This window comes from Streptomyces sp. NPDC050549, from assembly GCF_040655035.1.
Classification (GTDB): domain Bacteria; phylum Actinomycetota; class Actinomycetes; order Streptomycetales; family Streptomycetaceae; genus Streptomyces.
This window is the reverse complement of the sequence record NZ_JBFAJD010000015.1, coordinates 56,302-71,589: the sequence shown is the minus strand read 5'-3', so window position 1 is coordinate 71,589 and position 15,288 is coordinate 56,302. Positions and strand designations below refer to the sequence as shown.

At 70.8% G+C, this 15,288-nt stretch carries 14 protein-coding genes and 5 pseudogenes; 9 read left to right on the top strand and 10 right to left on the bottom strand.

Features of this window, described 5'->3' with window-relative positions; all coding sequences use genetic code 11:
* Positions 1-40 precede the first annotated feature (40 nt).
* From AB0I51_RS22650 to AB0I51_RS22625, 6 genes and pseudogenes are all read right to left on the bottom strand, one after another.
* The gene (locus AB0I51_RS22650) at positions 41-1,096 is read right to left on the bottom strand and encodes a DJ-1/PfpI family protein (protein ID WP_362977789.1); all 1,056 of its coding nucleotides are present in this window, start codon (positions 1,094-1,096) and stop codon (positions 41-43) included.
* A 184-nt stretch (positions 1,097-1,280) separates the two neighbouring features.
* Positions 1,281-1,838: a YciI family protein gene (locus AB0I51_RS22645; RefSeq protein WP_362977787.1), complete on the bottom strand. Its 558-nt coding sequence runs from the start codon at positions 1,836-1,838 to the stop codon at positions 1,281-1,283.
* A gap of 4 nt (positions 1,839-1,842) precedes the next feature.
* Positions 1,843-2,799, bottom strand: a complete 957-nt coding sequence (locus AB0I51_RS22640) for an alpha/beta hydrolase (RefSeq protein ID WP_362977785.1) — start codon at positions 2,797-2,799, stop codon at positions 1,843-1,845.
* A 73-nt stretch (positions 2,800-2,872) separates the two neighbouring features.
* A pseudogene (locus tag AB0I51_RS22635) lies at positions 2,873-3,516 on the bottom strand (molybdopterin-dependent oxidoreductase).
* Positions 3,517-3,660: 144 nt separating this feature from the next.
* On the bottom strand, positions 3,661-4,110 hold the full coding sequence (locus tag AB0I51_RS22630; protein WP_362977783.1) for a TOBE domain-containing protein: 450 nt from the start codon (positions 4,108-4,110) through the stop codon (positions 3,661-3,663).
* A gap of 525 nt (positions 4,111-4,635) precedes the next feature.
* Positions 4,636-5,031, bottom strand: a complete 396-nt coding sequence (locus tag AB0I51_RS22625) for a hypothetical protein (protein WP_362977781.1) — start codon at positions 5,029-5,031, stop codon at positions 4,636-4,638.
* Between the two features lie 501 nt (positions 5,032-5,532).
* Between AB0I51_RS22625 and AB0I51_RS22620 the strand changes: the two are divergent.
* From AB0I51_RS22620 to AB0I51_RS22605, 4 genes and pseudogenes are all read left to right on the top strand, one after another.
* Positions 5,533-5,790 (top strand): annotated as a pseudogene (locus AB0I51_RS22620) (gamma-glutamyl-gamma-aminobutyrate hydrolase family protein); the annotation flags it as partial.
* A gap of 98 nt (positions 5,791-5,888) precedes the next feature.
* Entirely contained in the window at positions 5,889-6,728 is an 840-nt protein-coding gene (locus AB0I51_RS22615; protein WP_362977779.1) for a class I SAM-dependent methyltransferase, read from the top strand.
* A 22-nt stretch (positions 6,729-6,750) separates the two neighbouring features.
* Positions 6,751-7,440, top strand: a complete 690-nt coding sequence (locus AB0I51_RS22610) for a M24 family metallopeptidase (protein ID WP_362977777.1) — start codon at positions 6,751-6,753, stop codon at positions 7,438-7,440.
* 13 nt (positions 7,441-7,453) lie between these two features.
* A complete protein-coding gene (locus AB0I51_RS22605; RefSeq protein WP_362977775.1) occupies positions 7,454-8,299 on the top strand; it encodes an MOSC domain-containing protein in 846 nt (281 codons plus the stop codon).
* Positions 8,300-8,326: 27 nt separating this feature from the next.
* Here AB0I51_RS22605 and AB0I51_RS22600 read toward each other — a convergent pair.
* Positions 8,327-8,605, bottom strand: a pseudogene (locus AB0I51_RS22600) (dihydrofolate reductase family protein); the annotation flags it as partial.
* Between the two features lie 13 nt (positions 8,606-8,618).
* Complete coding sequence (locus AB0I51_RS22595) at positions 8,619-9,467, bottom strand: LysR family transcriptional regulator (RefSeq protein ID WP_362978010.1); 849 nt, start codon at positions 9,465-9,467, stop codon at positions 8,619-8,621.
* A 15-nt stretch (positions 9,468-9,482) separates the two neighbouring features.
* Between AB0I51_RS22595 and AB0I51_RS22590 the strand changes: the two are divergent.
* Positions 9,483-9,868: pseudogene (locus AB0I51_RS22590) on the top strand (cupin domain-containing protein); the annotation flags it as partial.
* Here AB0I51_RS22590 and AB0I51_RS22585 read toward each other — a convergent pair.
* Positions 9,828-10,478: a YdcF family protein gene (locus AB0I51_RS22585; RefSeq protein ID WP_362977773.1), complete on the bottom strand. Its 651-nt coding sequence runs from the start codon at positions 10,476-10,478 to the stop codon at positions 9,828-9,830. The pseudogene AB0I51_RS22590 and the gene AB0I51_RS22585 overlap by 41 nt on opposite strands.
* A 22-nt stretch (positions 10,479-10,500) precedes the next feature.
* On the opposite strand from AB0I51_RS22585, the gene AB0I51_RS22580 reads away from it, so the two are divergent.
* The gene (locus AB0I51_RS22580; protein ID WP_362977771.1) at positions 10,501-11,205 is read left to right on the top strand and encodes a class I SAM-dependent methyltransferase; all 705 of its coding nucleotides are present in this window, start codon (positions 10,501-10,503) and stop codon (positions 11,203-11,205) included.
* A gap of 12 nt (positions 11,206-11,217) precedes the next feature.
* Here the strand turns inward: AB0I51_RS22580 and AB0I51_RS22575 are convergent, their stop codons facing one another.
* Positions 11,218-12,183, bottom strand: a complete 966-nt coding sequence (locus tag AB0I51_RS22575) for a nitronate monooxygenase (RefSeq protein ID WP_362977769.1) — start codon at positions 12,181-12,183, stop codon at positions 11,218-11,220.
* A 27-nt stretch (positions 12,184-12,210) separates the two neighbouring features.
* Here AB0I51_RS22575 and AB0I51_RS22570 point away from each other — a divergent pair, with 27 nt between their 5' ends.
* The 3 genes and pseudogenes from AB0I51_RS22570 to AB0I51_RS22560 all read left to right on the top strand — a co-directional run.
* A complete protein-coding gene (locus AB0I51_RS22570; RefSeq protein WP_362977767.1) occupies positions 12,211-12,639 on the top strand; it encodes an ankyrin repeat domain-containing protein in 429 nt (142 codons plus the stop codon).
* Between the two features lie 110 nt (positions 12,640-12,749).
* Complete coding sequence (locus tag AB0I51_RS22565; protein WP_362977765.1) at positions 12,750-15,044, top strand: FUSC family protein; 2,295 nt, start codon at positions 12,750-12,752, stop codon at positions 15,042-15,044.
* A gap of 81 nt (positions 15,045-15,125) precedes the next feature.
* A pseudogene (locus tag AB0I51_RS22560) lies at positions 15,126-15,281 on the top strand (MFS transporter); the annotation flags it as partial.
* Positions 15,282-15,288 lie beyond the last annotated feature (7 nt).

Here is a 15,288-nt window from a genome sequence, read left to right as displayed (position 1 = left end):
GGGGTTCAGCTACGGCACCGGGCTCGGCGGCCGCCCGATATCAACGGCCGTGGGAACCCGCGTACTCCATCAATGACGACGACTTCCGGCTCGAGGAGGTCGAGTTGGTCGTGCCCGCGCCGGTCGTCCGGAAGCTCGTCCGGAACGCCCCCGGTGTCACACCCAAGTGCCGGACGAACGCCCTGCGGAGCGACTCGGCCGAACCGAACCCGGCGCGGCGCGCCACCACCGGCAGTGAATCGTCACCCGTCTCCAGCAACACCTGGGCGGCCTCCAGCCGGACCTGTTCCACATACCGGGCCGGGGTGGTCCCCACTTCTTCGTCGAAGAGCCGGCCGATGTGCCGGACGCTGACGCCCGCCCGGCGTGACATCGCGGTCAGCGTGTGGTCGGCGCCGGGGTTCGCGGCGACCTCGTCCAGGGTCCGGCGGAGCACCGCATGCCGGGAGTGCGGGAGCTGGGAGCGGACGCTGAACTGGGACTGTCCGCCCGGCCGTTGCATGAAGACGACCATGTCCTTGGCGACCGCCCGGGCGACCTGGGCACCGTAGTGCTCCTCGACGAGCGCCAAGGACAGGTCGATACCGGCACTGACGCCCGCCGAGGTCATCATCGGCCCGTCCCTGACGAAGATGGCGTCCGGTTCGACCCGCACGGACGGGAAACGCACGGCCAGTTGCCGGGACTGCCGCCAGTGCGTCACGGCGCGGCGCCCCCGCAGCAGTCCGGCCGCGGCCAGCAGGAACGCGCCGGTGCACACCGACGCCGTACGACGGGCCGTGCCGTGCAGTCGCCGGACCACATCCAGGAGCGCGTCGTCCTTGATCAAGGTCTCCCATTCCGGACCGCCCGGCACCACCAACACGTCGTACGGCTCCTGCACGTCGTCGACGGTGAGGTCGGCGCCGATACGGGTCCCGGCGGAGGTGATCACCGGCGCCCCGTCCGCCGAGGCGATCCGAACCCGATAACGCCCGCCGAATTCGTTGGCCGACGCGAACACCTCGATCGGGCCGGTCACGTCGAGCAGCCGTACGCCGGGGAAGACGAGGACGGTGACGGTGAGCGGGCCTGAGGCGGCGCGGTTGTGGTTCATCGGACAGCCAGAGTGCGTCCGTCACCCGTGCTGGTGCCACGACCGGCTTCCTCTCTGCTGGGAGGCAGTGCCTCCCAGCAGGCTGGAGGGTGAGGGTGAACGGCTTGCTGGCCCTTGGCGGCTGGTTCGCGCGTGGGCACGGTGTCGGCCAAGTCGCCGTGCAATGGCCGACCCTGACGTGCCGTCAGGAGGGTCGGCCGCCGAACTGCCAGTTGTGCACCTCGATGTCCGCGTACCGCCCCTCGGTCAGGACCGCACGTGCACTCGCCGGGTCCGGTGCGCGCAGCAACGCCGCCGTGCCGAGCCAGTTGGCGCCGTCGTCGGACAACAGCGGTCCGTACGCGATGAGTTCGTCCCGGCCGGGCGGTACCGCGAGGTCTGCCGCGGACTGCGGCCCGGCGCCCAGGCCGATCACCAGGTACCGGTTGCCGCCGGTCCTGCCTCCGGGGAAGTCCCACATGGTGCGCCCCAGCGTGTTGCGCCACCGGCGCAGCAGTACGTCCCGGTAGACGCCTGCCTGGTAGTTCGGCTCGTCGAAGGCGAACGCGCGGGCGGCGGCCGGATCGGGCAGGTCGAGGATGTGGACGCTGCCGGTGGGAGCGTCGCCGTCGTCGCTCAGGGTGGGGCCCCGGGCGATCATCTCCTTCGCGTACCGGTCCATGTAGGACCAGTGCTCCTGCAGCAACTCGTGGCGCAGGGCAAGGGAGTTGGGCCGGTCGCGGTGGTAGCAGAGAAACTCCACGGCCTCAGGCCCTGAGGAAGTCGATGAGTGCCGCGTTCACCTCGTCGGGCCGTTCCTGCTGGGTCCAGTGCCCGCAGTCGGCCAGTTCGACGGGCTTGCGATGCAGGTTGGGCATGAAGTCGGGCAGCTGCTCGATGAGGTCGCGGGCACCGGGGAAGGCGGGGACGAGGTCGCGGTCGCCGTAGATGTACAGGGAGGGCCGGGTGACCACGGCGCTGTCCCACGGCGCGGTCAGTTCCCAGTTGCGGTCGAGGTTGCGATACCAGTTCAGGGCGCCGGTGAAGTTCCCGGAGAAACTCTCGGCCAGCGCGTCCAGATCGTCCTCGGTGAGCCACTCCGGCAGCACCTCGGGGTCCTCCATGTCCGCGAGCCAGCCACGCTCGGGGTCGACCATCGGCTGCACGATCTCACCGGAGGGGGACGCCGAGGCGGACGCGTAGTAGAGGAACTTGCGGAGCGTGGCACGGGTGTCCCTGGCGAACTCCGCGTCGGCGACACCGGGACGCTCGAAGTAGTTCCAGTAGAACCGGCCCCCGAACAGTTCCCGCATCATGGCCAAGGGACGGTGCGGCCCCCGGAACGGCGGCGGCACGCTCAGACCGGCCACCCCGAGCACCATGTCCGGCCGCAGCAGCGCGGTGTGCCAGGCGACCGGCGCGCCCCAGTCGTGGCCGACGACATACGCCTTCTCCTCGCCCAACTCCTTGATCAGGCCGACGACATCGCCGACCAGGTGGAGGATGGTGTACGCGTCGACATCGTCGGGATGGTCACTGCTGCCGTATCCACGCTGGTCGGGGGCGACCACGCGGAAGCCCGCGTCGACCAGGGGGCCGAACTGGCGGTGCCAGGAGTGCCACGACTCGGGGAAGCCGTGCAGGAGAACCACCAGGGGGCCTTCGCCCTGCTCGGCGATGTGCAGCCGAATGCCGTTCACGTCAACCATGCGATGCGCAACCATGGGAACGAGCGTACGTGCCGTGATCGTCGGGCGGCATGGCGGTTTTTGGACCCCGGGCGGAGATCTCGGACCCTCAGTTGTTCGGGCCCGAGCCGTGCTCGTCCTGCTCCTGGTAGGAGTAGCGCTGCTCTTCCACGGGCCGGCGATGTTGTGGTAGCCGCGTTCCTCCCAGAAACCGCGGCGGTCCTCGGTGAGGTACTCGACGGCACGCAGCCACTTGGGGCTCTTGTAGCCGTACAGGTGCGGTACGACGAGGCGCAGCGGGAAACCGTGTTCGGCGGTGAGGGGCTCGCCGTTGTGGTGGGTGGCGAGCAGGGTCTGCGATGCCGTGAAGTCGGCCAGGCGGAGGTTGGCGGAATAGCCGTACTCCGCCCAGGCCATGACGTGCGTGACCTCCGGCGCGGGCGGGACCAGGTCCAGGAGCGCGGTGGCGGGAATGCCGTACCACTCGTGGTCGGTGGAGGTCGGGCCGGACGCGCAGTGCAGGTCGGCGACGACCGTGACATGCGGCAGGGGCGCCAGCCGGTCGAAGGCCCAGCTGTGCTCGGCGCCGTCGGCGGTGGCGCCGTGGACCCGCAGGTTCCAGCGGTCGGGGCGGAAGCGGGGGACGGGCCCGTAGTGCGAGACCGGCCAACCGTGCACATGGCGCTGGCCGGGCGGGATGCGGCGGGCCGGGTCGGCGGCGGCCTCGGCCGTGTCCTGTCGGTCCCTTGCCACGCGGGACGTCCCTTCCTCACCGGTGACCTGGTTACGGCTACGGCTACCTCTCCCGAGCGGCGTAGGCGCTCCCGGACGGTGCGACCGAGGCCGGGTCCGGGTGCGCCTGCACGCGTCGGCGCTCCGCGCGGTGCGGGCCGGGGATCAGCGCCTGACCGGCGCGTCCCGAGCGGGTCGGACGGTCGCCAGGGACACCTCGGTCGACTTGATCAGTGCGACGACCGGTGAACCGGCCGCCAGCCCCAGGTCGCCGACCGCGTCCTTGGTGATCGCCGCGGTCAACTGGCCCCCGCCGACCGTGATCTTGACGACGGCCATCGCCCCGCCGGTGGCGACGTCGCTGACCGTGCCGGGCAACTGGTTGCGGATGGACAGCCCCTCCACCCGGCCGGTGGCGAGTGCGACCTCGGTGGACTTCATCATGGCGCGTACGGCCGTGCCCTCGGTGAGCCCCAGGTCCTTCACGGCCTCCAGTGTGATCGCCGCCGTGAGGTCCTGGCCGCCGTCGAGGCGTACCTTCACGGTCGCCATCACCGCGCCGGGCGTGACGGCCGTGACGGTGCCGGGAATCTGGTTGCGGATGCTCAAGGTCATGACGGAACGCCTCACAGAGAAAGATCTGGATTGCCGGATTTATCACCGGCTGTGTGTCCACAAGCTAGCCGCTCCGGACGCGCCCGTCGCAGACCTTGTCGCATCCGCCACCTGGGAGTTTCCTCCGTCCTGGCACATCGGGGAAAGCCGCGACCGGGGAGGGGGATCGCCGGAATGCCGCCGTCCGCGGCGAGAGTCTTCGCCCGCGGCTGGGCAATGGGCGGAATGTCCTGGCGCTCGCCAGGCGGTACGGGCCCTTCGTCCCGTATCCGCGTTTGGTCTCGGTGTCCCGTCTCGCTCAAGCGAGTCGCTTTCTCGACGAACTGAGTCGTTCGGGCTTCTGTCTCGGTGAACCGAGTCACGCGACCGAGGGCTCTGGGGGTGCCGGATGGCCGTACCGGCTGGGATGGACCACGCAGAGCCGCGTATCGAGTTGTCGTACGTGGGCGCGGTATATGGACGGCGTCTACGTCCGCTGCAGGACTGCGTGTGGACGCCGTCGCCTCGTGTGATGGTGGGGTGGCCTCAGTGATGGGCGGGCCTGTGGTCGATGGCCTCATGGGTGCGGGCGTCGATGCCCGTTCCAGGGCCGGGCGTCGAGGTGAGCGCGTGGCGGATGGTGGCGGCGCCCCAGAGAGCCATGGTGGCGGCGAAGAGCACGGCGAGCGCTGTCGCATTCGCCGCGACGAGGGCGATGATCGCCGCACTGAGCGCCGTCACGCCGAGCAGGCTCGCGAACACGGCGAAGATGTGCGTGGTCCGGGAGCAGCTCTCCGTGAAGAGTTCGTCGATGCGCCCGAGGGAGCAGCCGCCGACCGCGCCGAGCACGAGCATCGCGGTCGCGGTGCCCCGGGTGCTGGAGATCAGCCACGCGCCGGTGTCCCGCAGATAGGCAACGTAGATCACGATAATGGCCGTCATGAAGAGCGACGTGGCTGCGTCACGCCAGGTGAGCCTCATGATTCGCCCCCCTCTGTCCAAGTTGGTCCTGGTTCTTGAGGCCATTGTCTAACGCTTGCTGACGGGCCGCCAGGGACCGACTGACCTGCGGTGTCTTTCCAGGCAGGGCCTTTCGGCCCAGTCCTGCGCTGCCGGGCCTGGTAAGCCACTCCACTCCCCGGAACTGACCGGAATCAACTGAGATCTGTCGCGACGACCCGGTCCCCGCGTCTCACTCAATCCAGTCCACGCAGGTCAGCGGCATGCGGACGACTAACTACGTTGAGACAGGACACTCGGCGATCGGCTGGGTGCGGTCGTGCGGAGAGGCGGTCGCCCGTGATCCAGATCGTGGAACACGCACCGCGCGAAGGCCCCTATGCCATCGGTGCCGCGCTCAAGGCGGCCGGGCTGCCGACCCGGGTCTGCCGGACCTGGGCGGGCGACCCGGTGCCGGACACGGCCGACGGCCTGGTGGGTCTGATGGTGATGGGCGGGGCGATGGCCGCCTATGAGGACTTCCCCGGCCGTAGCGCCGAACTGGCGCTGCTGCGCGCCGCGTTGGACGCCGAGATCCCCGTGCTGGCCGTGTGTCTCGGCGCGCAGTTGCCGGCCGTAGCGGCGGGCGGTTCCGGACGGCCTGGTGACGGCGCGCAGATCGGCTGGGCCGACGTACGGATGACCGAGGCCGCGCACACCGACACCCACGTCGCGAGCTTTCCCGAGCGGCTGCGGGCGCTGCACTGGCACGGCGACACGATGGACCTGCCGGCCGGGGCGACCCTGCTGGCCTCCTGCGACCGTTACCCGGTGCAGGCGTTCCGGATCGGCGGCTCGGCGTGGGCACGCAGTTCCACCTGGAGGTGGACGAGACGGCGGTCGCCGCGTTCGCCGACGCCTTCCCCGAGGAAGCGGCCACCGCCCCCGGCCTGGTGGAGTCCGCGCCCGCCGAACTGGCCGTACTGGCCCGGCACCGCGACGGCGTGTTCGAGCGCTTCGCCGCCTTCGTCGCGGAGCGTGCAGAGCGGACTGCGACCCGCGCCTTCTTCACCCGGCGTGCGGCCACCTGGGAGGAACGGTTCGCGGACGACGGCCCCCGGTATGCGGCGGCCGTCGACCGGATGGAACTGTGCCCCGGCGCACGCGTCCTGGACCTCGGCTGCGGCACCGGCCGGGCGCTGCCCGCACTGCGCGCACACGTCGGCGACGCGGGCCTCGTCCTCGGCATCGACCTCGCGCCCGCGATGCTCACCGCCGCCCGGCGCGAGGGCCGCGCCAAGGACGGCGCCCTGCTGCCGGCCGGCGCCTGCCGACTGCCGCTGCCGACCGCCGCGCTGGACGCCGTCTTCAGCGCGGGCCTGATCAACCACGTACCCGACCCCGCGACCGCCCTGCGTGAATGGGCCCGGGTCACCGCACCCGACGGCACCCTGCTGCTCTACCACCCCTCCGGCCGCGCCGAACGCGCCGTCCGCCACGGCCGCCCCACCGACCCGGACGACCCCCTCGCGGAACACCATCTGCGCCCCGCCCGCGCACGGCGGGCTGGGACCTGTCCCGCTACGAGGACGCCCCGCACCACTTCCTGGCCCGTGCCTCCTGCGTCGCCGGATGAACGCGCCGCCCCGCGCCACGGGGTGCGGCGGGCCCGGCATGCGGAATCCCGTTGCCGACAATGATCGGGCTGGCTAGGTTCGGCCCATGGCTGATGACGAACCCACGCGGGCCGCACGTCTGCTCGATGCCCAGGCCAAGGCCGCACTGCTCTTCGCGGAGATCGAGGAACGCGGGCTCGTCGCGCCGGGCGAGGGGGAACGCGCGGTCAGCGACCGGATCCGCGACCTCGCGAACGAGATGTTCGGCACCACCAGGCACTGGCACAAGCGGATCGTGCGCTCGGGACCGAACACGCTCAAGCCGTACCAGGAGAACCCGCCGGACCGGGTGATCGGCGCGGACGACATCGTCTTCGCCGACTTCGGGCCGATCTTCGAGGAGTACGAGGCCGACTTCGGCCGCACCTTCGTCCTCGGCGACGACCCGGTCAAGCATCGGCTGCGCGACGACCTGCCCAAGGTGTTCACGGCCGGCCGGAGCTTCTTCGAGAACACCCCGGACATCACCGGCGAGCGCCTGTACGCCGAGGTCGTCCGCCTCGCCGAGAAGGAGGGCTGGGAGCTGGGCGGCTGGCACGCGGGACACCTGGTCGGAGAGTTCCCGCACGACACGATCGAGGGCGCGCACGTCGAGTCGTACGTCACTCCGGAGAACGTCACCCCCATGCGCCGCACCGACAAGGCCGGCCGCGCCTGTCACTGGATCCTGGAGATCCATCTCATCGACGAGGAAAGGCAGTTCGGCGGCTTCTACGAGGAACTGCTCACCCTCTGACGGAGATTGCACCATGGGGACTGTCGCGGCACTGTACCGCTATCCGGTGAAGTCGATGGTCGGCGAGGCTGTGGTCGCCGTGGCGGTCACGGAGCGCGGGCTCTCCGGGGACCGGGTCTACGCCGTCCTCGACGGCACGGGCGCGGTGGGCAGTGCCAAACACCCGCGCAAGTGGGGCGAGTTGCTGCGCTGCCGCAGCCGCCTCGACGACTCCGGCACGGTGAGGGTCGTACTGCCGGACGGCACCGCGCTCCCGGTCGAAGACCCGCGCCTGGACGGGGAGTTGTCCAAACTGCTGGGCCGCCAGGTCTTCCTGTCGGCCGTCGTGCCGGAGGACAGCAGGCTGGAGCGCGCGGTGCCCGCGTACGAGGGCGGTGTCCCGGACTCCGTGCGGGAGTCGGCGACCGTCGACGTCACCGGGGAGAGCATCACGACGGGCGGCGTCGCCCCGGGGACGTTCTTCGACTACGGCCGGGTCCATCTCGTCACGACCGCGGCCCTGGACCGGGTGCGTGCCGTGCACCCCGCGGGGGACTTCGACGCCCGCCGCTTCCGGCCGAACCTGGTCGTCGACACCCCCGGGGGCCCCGGTTTCCCGGAGGACGCCTGGGTGGGTTCGTGCCTGCGGGTGGGGGAGGCCCTGTTCCGGGTCCTGGTGCCGACACCCCGCTGCGTGGTCCCCACCCTCGGCCACGACGAACTCCCGCCGGACCCCGCCATCATGCGCGCGGTCGCCCGGGAACACCGCGTACCCGTCTTCGACCTGGGCCGACTTTCGTGTCTCGGCGTGTACCTGGACGTCCTGGAGGCAGGCACGGTCCGGGTGGGCGACCCGATCTCGTTGCAGAACGCGGCGTGATCGTGCCGACGGAGCGGTACGGAACGGTCACTTCACGAAGCGGTACTTCACGTGGGTGGCGAGAGGAGTGCCGACCACTCTGACCTGCTCGACGCGCCGCCGTCCCGTGCCCGTTCCTTCGAAGAGCCGCAGTCCGTCGCCGAGCAGCGCGGGAACCACATGCAGCTGGAGTTCGTCGACGAGCCCCGCCCCGAGGTACTGCCGGACCGTGCTCGCACCACCGGCGATGTCGACGTTCCGGTCACCGGCTGCGGCCTTGGCCCGGGCGAGTGCGCTGTGGATGCCGTCGGTGACGAAGGTGAAGGTGGGGCTGAACAGGTCAGGAGGGCCATGCCGGTTCGGTGACGGTCGCGGCGAGTGCGTCGAGGAGTACCTGGGCGGGCCGCGACGCGGGCGGCTTGCCGTACACGGCGGCGACGACCTGGCGGCGCATGCCGGGGATGCGGTGGAGACTGACCCCGGGGTGCCTGTTGGCGAGGAGGGTGAGTCCCGGCAGCAGGCTCACACCGAGCCCGGCCGCGACGAGTGCTTGTACGGCGACGTAGTCGTCGGTCTCGAACTCGACCGCCGGCTCGGACCCGGCCCGCCCCCACGCCGCGACAAGATGCTCCCGGCAGCGCTCGCACCCGGCGATCCAGCGCGCGTCGGCATAGGTGGCCAGCTCCGCCCGGGGCCCCTCCCAGCACCGGTTCGCCGTGGTGACCACGTACAACGGCTCGTCGAGCAGCGGCGTCGTCGTGGTGTCGCGGCGGTCGCGCTGCGGCGGATCGCCGTGCTCGAAGATCAGCGCCACGTCCACGTCGTTGTTGCGCAGGCAGTTGAGCGCGTCGGGCGGTTCGGCCTCCCGCAGGGTCAGTTCGACGGCAGTGTGCTCGGCGGACACGCGGGCGGCGGCGAGCGGCACCAGGGTGGCCAGCGCCGAGGGAAACGCGGCCGGCCGGATCCGGCCGGTGCGCAGCCCGGCCAGCTCGTCCAGTTCGGCGTGCACGGACTCGACCTGCGCGAGGATCGACTCTGCCCGCTCCACCAGCAGCCGACCGGCCTCCGTGAGCCGGATACCGCGCCCCGTCCGCTGCAACGGCGGAACCCCGACCCCGGCCTCCAGCTTGGCGAGTTGATGACTCACCGACGGCTGGGCGTAGTGCAGCGCCTCGGCGGCTGCCGTGATCGAACCCTCGCGGGCGACGGCGACACGGCACGGAGCGGCGGCATGCGCAGGTTCGCCGCGGTGAGCGGGAAGACGGTCGGTTCCGAGAAACTGTGGATGGGCCAGACGCATGTCGCCCCTTCCACGACCTCGTCCGATCACCACCGCGGCGAGTCCGAGACCGCGATCCACGTGGTCAGCGGACACCCCGAGTTCGTCTTTCTCGACGACGCGGGTCCGCAGCCGGAGGAGATACGTCTGCGCACGTCCCCGGGCGACTACACCTTCGTCCCCCGTTCGTCCCGCACCGCGAGGAGAACCCCGACCCCGCGGAGGAGGCGGTGGTCGTGATCGCCCGCAGCACCCAGGAGGCGATCGTGGTCAATCTTCCGGGGCTGTACGACCTGGGCGCCGGGAGTTGAGGGTCAGCCGGGGTGTGGTCCCACGCTCATCGGCCTTCAGACCGCGGAGCGTCCAAAGCCCGTACAGCGCCAGTAGCGGTTTGACGATCAGCCACTCGCCGGGGCGGTAGTCGTCCGCGCGCACGAGCCTCTTCGCGAGATCGGGGCGCTGCCGCCGCAAGTACGCGCGGGCCTTGAGGGCGTGAGCCGGCTGGGAGGCGATCTTGATGCGGTCGGCGTCCTCGAGCAGCGGGATCACATGGGTGACGTTCTCCCATGTCGTCGCGCTTTCCTCTTCGAGGAGCAGCGTGCCGCCGAACTTGAGCACCGACCGCGCGTAGTTGGCCATCAACCTGGCCTCGGAGATACCACAGTGGGTCGTCGTACCGCCGCTGAGGATCACGCGAGTGTCGTGCGCGCCGTCATCGGTGATGGAGCGAACTCCGGCGCGGACTCGCCAACGGTTGATGAAGTTCGCCGTCGGCTGAGGGTTCCGGTATCCCAACACGACCACTGCCTCGACATCACCCCCGTTTTCTCCCACGAGAGTTCGAGACCAATGCCGGTTCAGCCACTCGCCCCAGGCCAGGACCACCACTCCGGCCGCCGCCACGCACGTCCTTTGCCGCATTCGGCGACTCTAGGTCACCCTGATGTCCCTGCCGTTCCGCAGAGAGGCATCCACCGTGTCCGACCATCTCGACACTCAGATCCACTACTGGGACGCCGCCGCGGCCACGAAGTCCTTCACCCACCCCCTCCATCCGCCCTGGCTGGCGGGGATCAGCAGACAGGCCGCGATTCTCGACTACGGATGCGGCTACGGCCGTACGCTGGACGAACTCGAACAGCACGGTTTCCGCGATCTGACGGGCACCGACATCTCACCGGCGATGATCGAACGGGCCCAACACCTGCATCCCGCCATGGACTTCGCCACGCTGGACACACCCCCGTCCATGCCCTCCCCGGACGCCGACTTCGACGTGGTTCTGCTCTTCGCCGTACTGACCTGTGTCCCCGGCGACGATGCCCAACGCCGCCTCGTCGCCGAGCTGCACCGCGTCCTCAAGCCCGGCGGAGTCCTCTACGTCAGCGACCTCCTGCTGCAGGACGACGAGCGCAACCGCAGCCGCTACGACGACTGCGCCATCCTCAACGACGGCTACGGCGACGTCGGTTACGGCGTGTTCCAGACCGGCGACGGCGCGGTGTGCCGCCATCACTCCCGTGAGTGGCTCACCGCGCTGCTCGCCGACTTCGAAGGCATCGGCACCCGGACCGTGACGGTGTCCACGATGAACGGGCATGAGTCGAGGGGGACACAGATCCTCTGCCGCAAGGCAGCCCTGAGGTGAAGTCAGGTGGAATCAGGCTTCCTTTCCGGCTCGGGCGAGTGCCTCCTCGGCCTGTGTGGCAAGGGAGTTGACGAGGTCGGTGGCTGAGGGAAGGTCGTCGATGAGGTCGACGGCTTCGCCGGCCCACACGGGCAGGGCCGGTATGACGCCCTGGGACAGGGCGACTTGGTAGGCGTGCCGGGCGTGGGGGTCGGTGGCGAGCTCCGCCTCCCGGTCGCGCCACTGGTCGAGGAACGGATGGCCGAGTGTGCGGGCGGTGTACTTCGACGGCCAGTCGGAGCCTCGGGCGATGTCGAGGATCCTGTTGCGCTCGGTCTCCGCGCCGTGGCCCTGGACGATGGCCGCGCTGGTCGAGGGGGCGACCAGGGCTTCCGTGGTTGCCTGGAAGCGGGTGCCGATGAGTGCACCGGCGGCTCCCAGGGCGAGAGCGGCGGCCAGCCCACGGCCGTCGGCGATGCCGCCGGCGGCCAGTACCGGTATCGGAGCGGCCAGGTCGACGACGACCGGCACGAACGGCAGCGTGGAGCGACCGTGCCGGGCGCCGTGTCCGCCGCTCTCGGAACCCTGCGCCACGATCACGTCGGCACCCAGGTCCACCGCCCGCCGGGCTTCCTCCAGATCGGTGACCTGAATGACAAGTGGCGTACCAGTGCGGTGAATTCGCCCGGCGAACGGGCTCGGATCTCCGAACGACAGCATCACCGCCCGGGGTTGGTGTTCCAGGGCGTGCTCAAGCGCGGCGACATCTATCTGCCAGGTCAGGAAGCCGATACCCCACGGGTTCGTGGTGTTCTCGGTAACTATGGCCAACTCCCGTGCCAGCCAGTCGCGTTCGCCGTTGCCACTGCCCAGCAGACCGAGCCCGCCGCCACGGGAGACGGCCGCGGTAAGCGCACCACCGGCCGAACCGCCCATGGGCGCCAAGGCGATGGGGTGTTGCACTCCGAACAGCTTCGTGAACGCCGTCGTCAATGCCATGAACCCATCATCACCCAATCTCGGCCCGTGAAGCAGCGGCAGCAGAAGAAGCTCTCCCGGCGGTTGTTCGGGGCCATGGCGGTGGGTGACGCCGGTGTGGTGAGGGCGGTGCTACAGGCCGGCGCCGACCCCGGGCGAGCCGACAGCGAGGGCACCACGCCGCTCTACGCAGCCTCCGTCAACGGGGAAGCCGCGATCGTCCGTCTGCTCCTGGAGGCCGGTGCCCTCCCCGACACCGAGAGCAGCGGAGTCGGCGCGGAGGGCCTGCCCTTGTGTGCGGCAGCTTGCTGGGGGCACACCGACGTGGTCCGCGAACTGCTGGCTTACGGCGCCGATCCGAATGAACGGGAAGATCATGGCACCGGCCGGTCCCCGCTGGAGTGGGCGAACAACGGTCCTCATCCCGGGACGGTCGCCCTCCTCACCGAGGCGGGCGCGACGGCAACCGCCGGGTGACGGACCTCCCGCACCATGGTCCGCCCCGGCAGGGGCGATCGGCGGGCATGGCGGATACTCGGGTATGGCGTGGCACACGGGTGCTGCGCGGGCTGGAGGTGCGCCGGCGTATGGAGAGACCTTGGCACGGCCTGCCCGGGCGGATTCCGGCGTGGTTGCGTGACCATGATCCGGGGCTCGCGGCGACCCGCAGGGCCGCCCGCACCGCGCTGGTGATGCCCGCGTTGTTCGCCCTGTGCGGCCAACTGCTGAAATCCTCGACGATGGCGACCTACGCGGCGTTCGGGTCGTTCTCGATGCTCCTGCTGGTCGAGTTCACCGGCCCGATGGTGCAGCGCCTGCGGGCGCACGTGGGGCTCGCGCTGGGCTGGGCGGCGCTCATCTGCCTCGGCACACTGGTGGCGCGGACGAACTGGCTGGCCGTTGCCACCATGGTCGTGGTGGGCTTTCTGGTGCTCTTCTCGGGGGTGGTCAGCTCCGTCCTCGCGGGCGCCACGACCGCTCTGCTGCTGGCCTTCATCCTCCCCGTGACCTCGCCCGCCCCGCTGTCGCAGCTGCCCGACCGGCTCGCGGGAGCGGGCCTCGCCGCGGTCGCCGCCATGTTCGCGATCTCCCTGTTGTGGCCCCGCTCCACCACGGACCCGCTGAGCGCTCCCGCCGCCCGGGTCTGCCGCGCGGCGGCGGCGCAGCTGCGCACCGACGCCTCCTGGCTGGACGGGGGACCCGAGGCGCCGACCGCCCGGCAGTGCGAGGTCGCCGCCGACCGGGCCACCGCCGCGGCGGCGGACCTGCGCGCCGCCTTCGACGCCACGCCCTACCGGCCCACCGGTCTGTCCGTCGGCTCCCGGGCACTGGTCCGCCTGGTCGACGAACTGACCTGGCTCAGCGCAATCGTGGAGGACAGCGGACCCGCGTCGGCCGAACGCCGGATCTGCGACGCCGACGCACGCACCGTACGGCGGGCGGCGGCCACGGCCCTGGATGAGGCGGCCTTACTCCTCGACGCCCCGCGCGAAGCACCCGACGCCCTGCGCGCCGCCCTCGTGGACCTGCGCGCGGCGATGGACGGCATGGAGGACGGCGCCACCCACCGGTTGCCCGTGGAACAGCCGAAGCCGCGCACCGAGTCGCAGGTCCGCGCCTTCATCGAGACCCTTGATCTCTCGTTCCGCGCCCAGGAGTTGGGCTTCGCCACCCTGCAGATCGCGGGCAACGTGGATCTGGCCGCGGCTGCCGAGCGGCGCAGCTGGCCGGAGCGGCTGCTCGGCGGAGAACCGGGCGCACTGGCCCAGCCGCTGGGCTCGGCCGTCGAACGCGCCGCCGCCCACCTGGAGCCGCGCTCGGTGTGGCTGCACAACAGCCTCCGGGGCGCGCTCGGGCTCGGAATCGCGGTGGCGCTGGCGAACGCGACAGGGGTCCAGCACTCCTTCTGGGTACTGCTCGGCACCCTGTCTGTGCTCCGCTCCAACGCGCTCAACACGGGGCAGAACGCGCTGCGTGCCCTCGGCGGCACCCTGGTCGGCTCACTCGTGGGGGTCGGGCTGCTCCAGCTCATCGGTCACCACGGCACCCTGCTCTGGTTCCTGCTCCCCGTCGCCGTGCTCGTCGCCGGAATCGCCCCCGCAGCCATCTCCTTCGCCGCCGGACAGGCGGCCTTCACCGTCACCCTGGTCATCCTGTTCAACATCGGTCAGGACCCCGACTGGCACATCGTGCTGCTGCGGATCCAGGACATTGCCCTGGGCTGTGCGGTGAGTGTGCTGGTGGGCCTGTTCTTCTGGCCGCGAGGTGCCGGGGTCGCCGTGGACCGGGCGCTGTCCGCGGCGTACGACGCCAGTGCGCGCTATCTCGCGGACGCGGTGGAGTACGCGGCCAGTCGCTGCAGCATCGGCTGTCTGCCGACCGACGCACCGCTGGAGGCGAGCCGGCAGGCGGCCGCCGCGGCCCGCCGACTCGACGACGCCTTCCGCAGCTACCTCGCCGAACGGGGCGCCAAGCCGGTGCGGCTCTCCGACATGACCACCCTGGTCACCGGGATCGTAGGACTGCGCCTCGCCGCGGACGCGGTGCTGGAACTGTGGCAGCGCAACGGCGGCGACGAACAGATCCAGCCCGACCGCTCCGAGGCCCGGCTGATCCTCCTCGACACCGTCGTCCGGCTCTCCGACTGGTACCGCGACCTCGCCGCGGGCCTCGGCCGACACGCCGCCGTACCGGTCCCGTCGGCCCGCAATCCGGAGGAGGAAGCGCGCCTCGTCGACTCCCTGCGCCGCGACCTGCGCGACGACGACGGACGCGCCACGGCCACCGCCGTCCGCATCATCTGGACGGCGGACCACCTCAACGCGGCCCGCCGCCTCCAGTACGTCCTGACCGCGGCGGCGCAGCCGAGCGCTTCGGTCTGACAGCCGGGTCGCGTCCGTGATCCTGCCTGCCGGGATCAAATACGTTGGCCATACCCCGAGTTGGTGCATACCTTGCTGTCCGTGACCCGACGTCGCCGTGCCGCAGCCGTCGCGCCTGTACCTTCGCGCCCGTCTCCGCCCGGGCTGTTCTCCCGTACGTATCTGGCCGCGACCGCGAGTTTCGCGGCGGTGATGTTCCTGAGCGGGTTCGCCGCGCTGGCGGTGATGCCGTTGCTCCGACCGC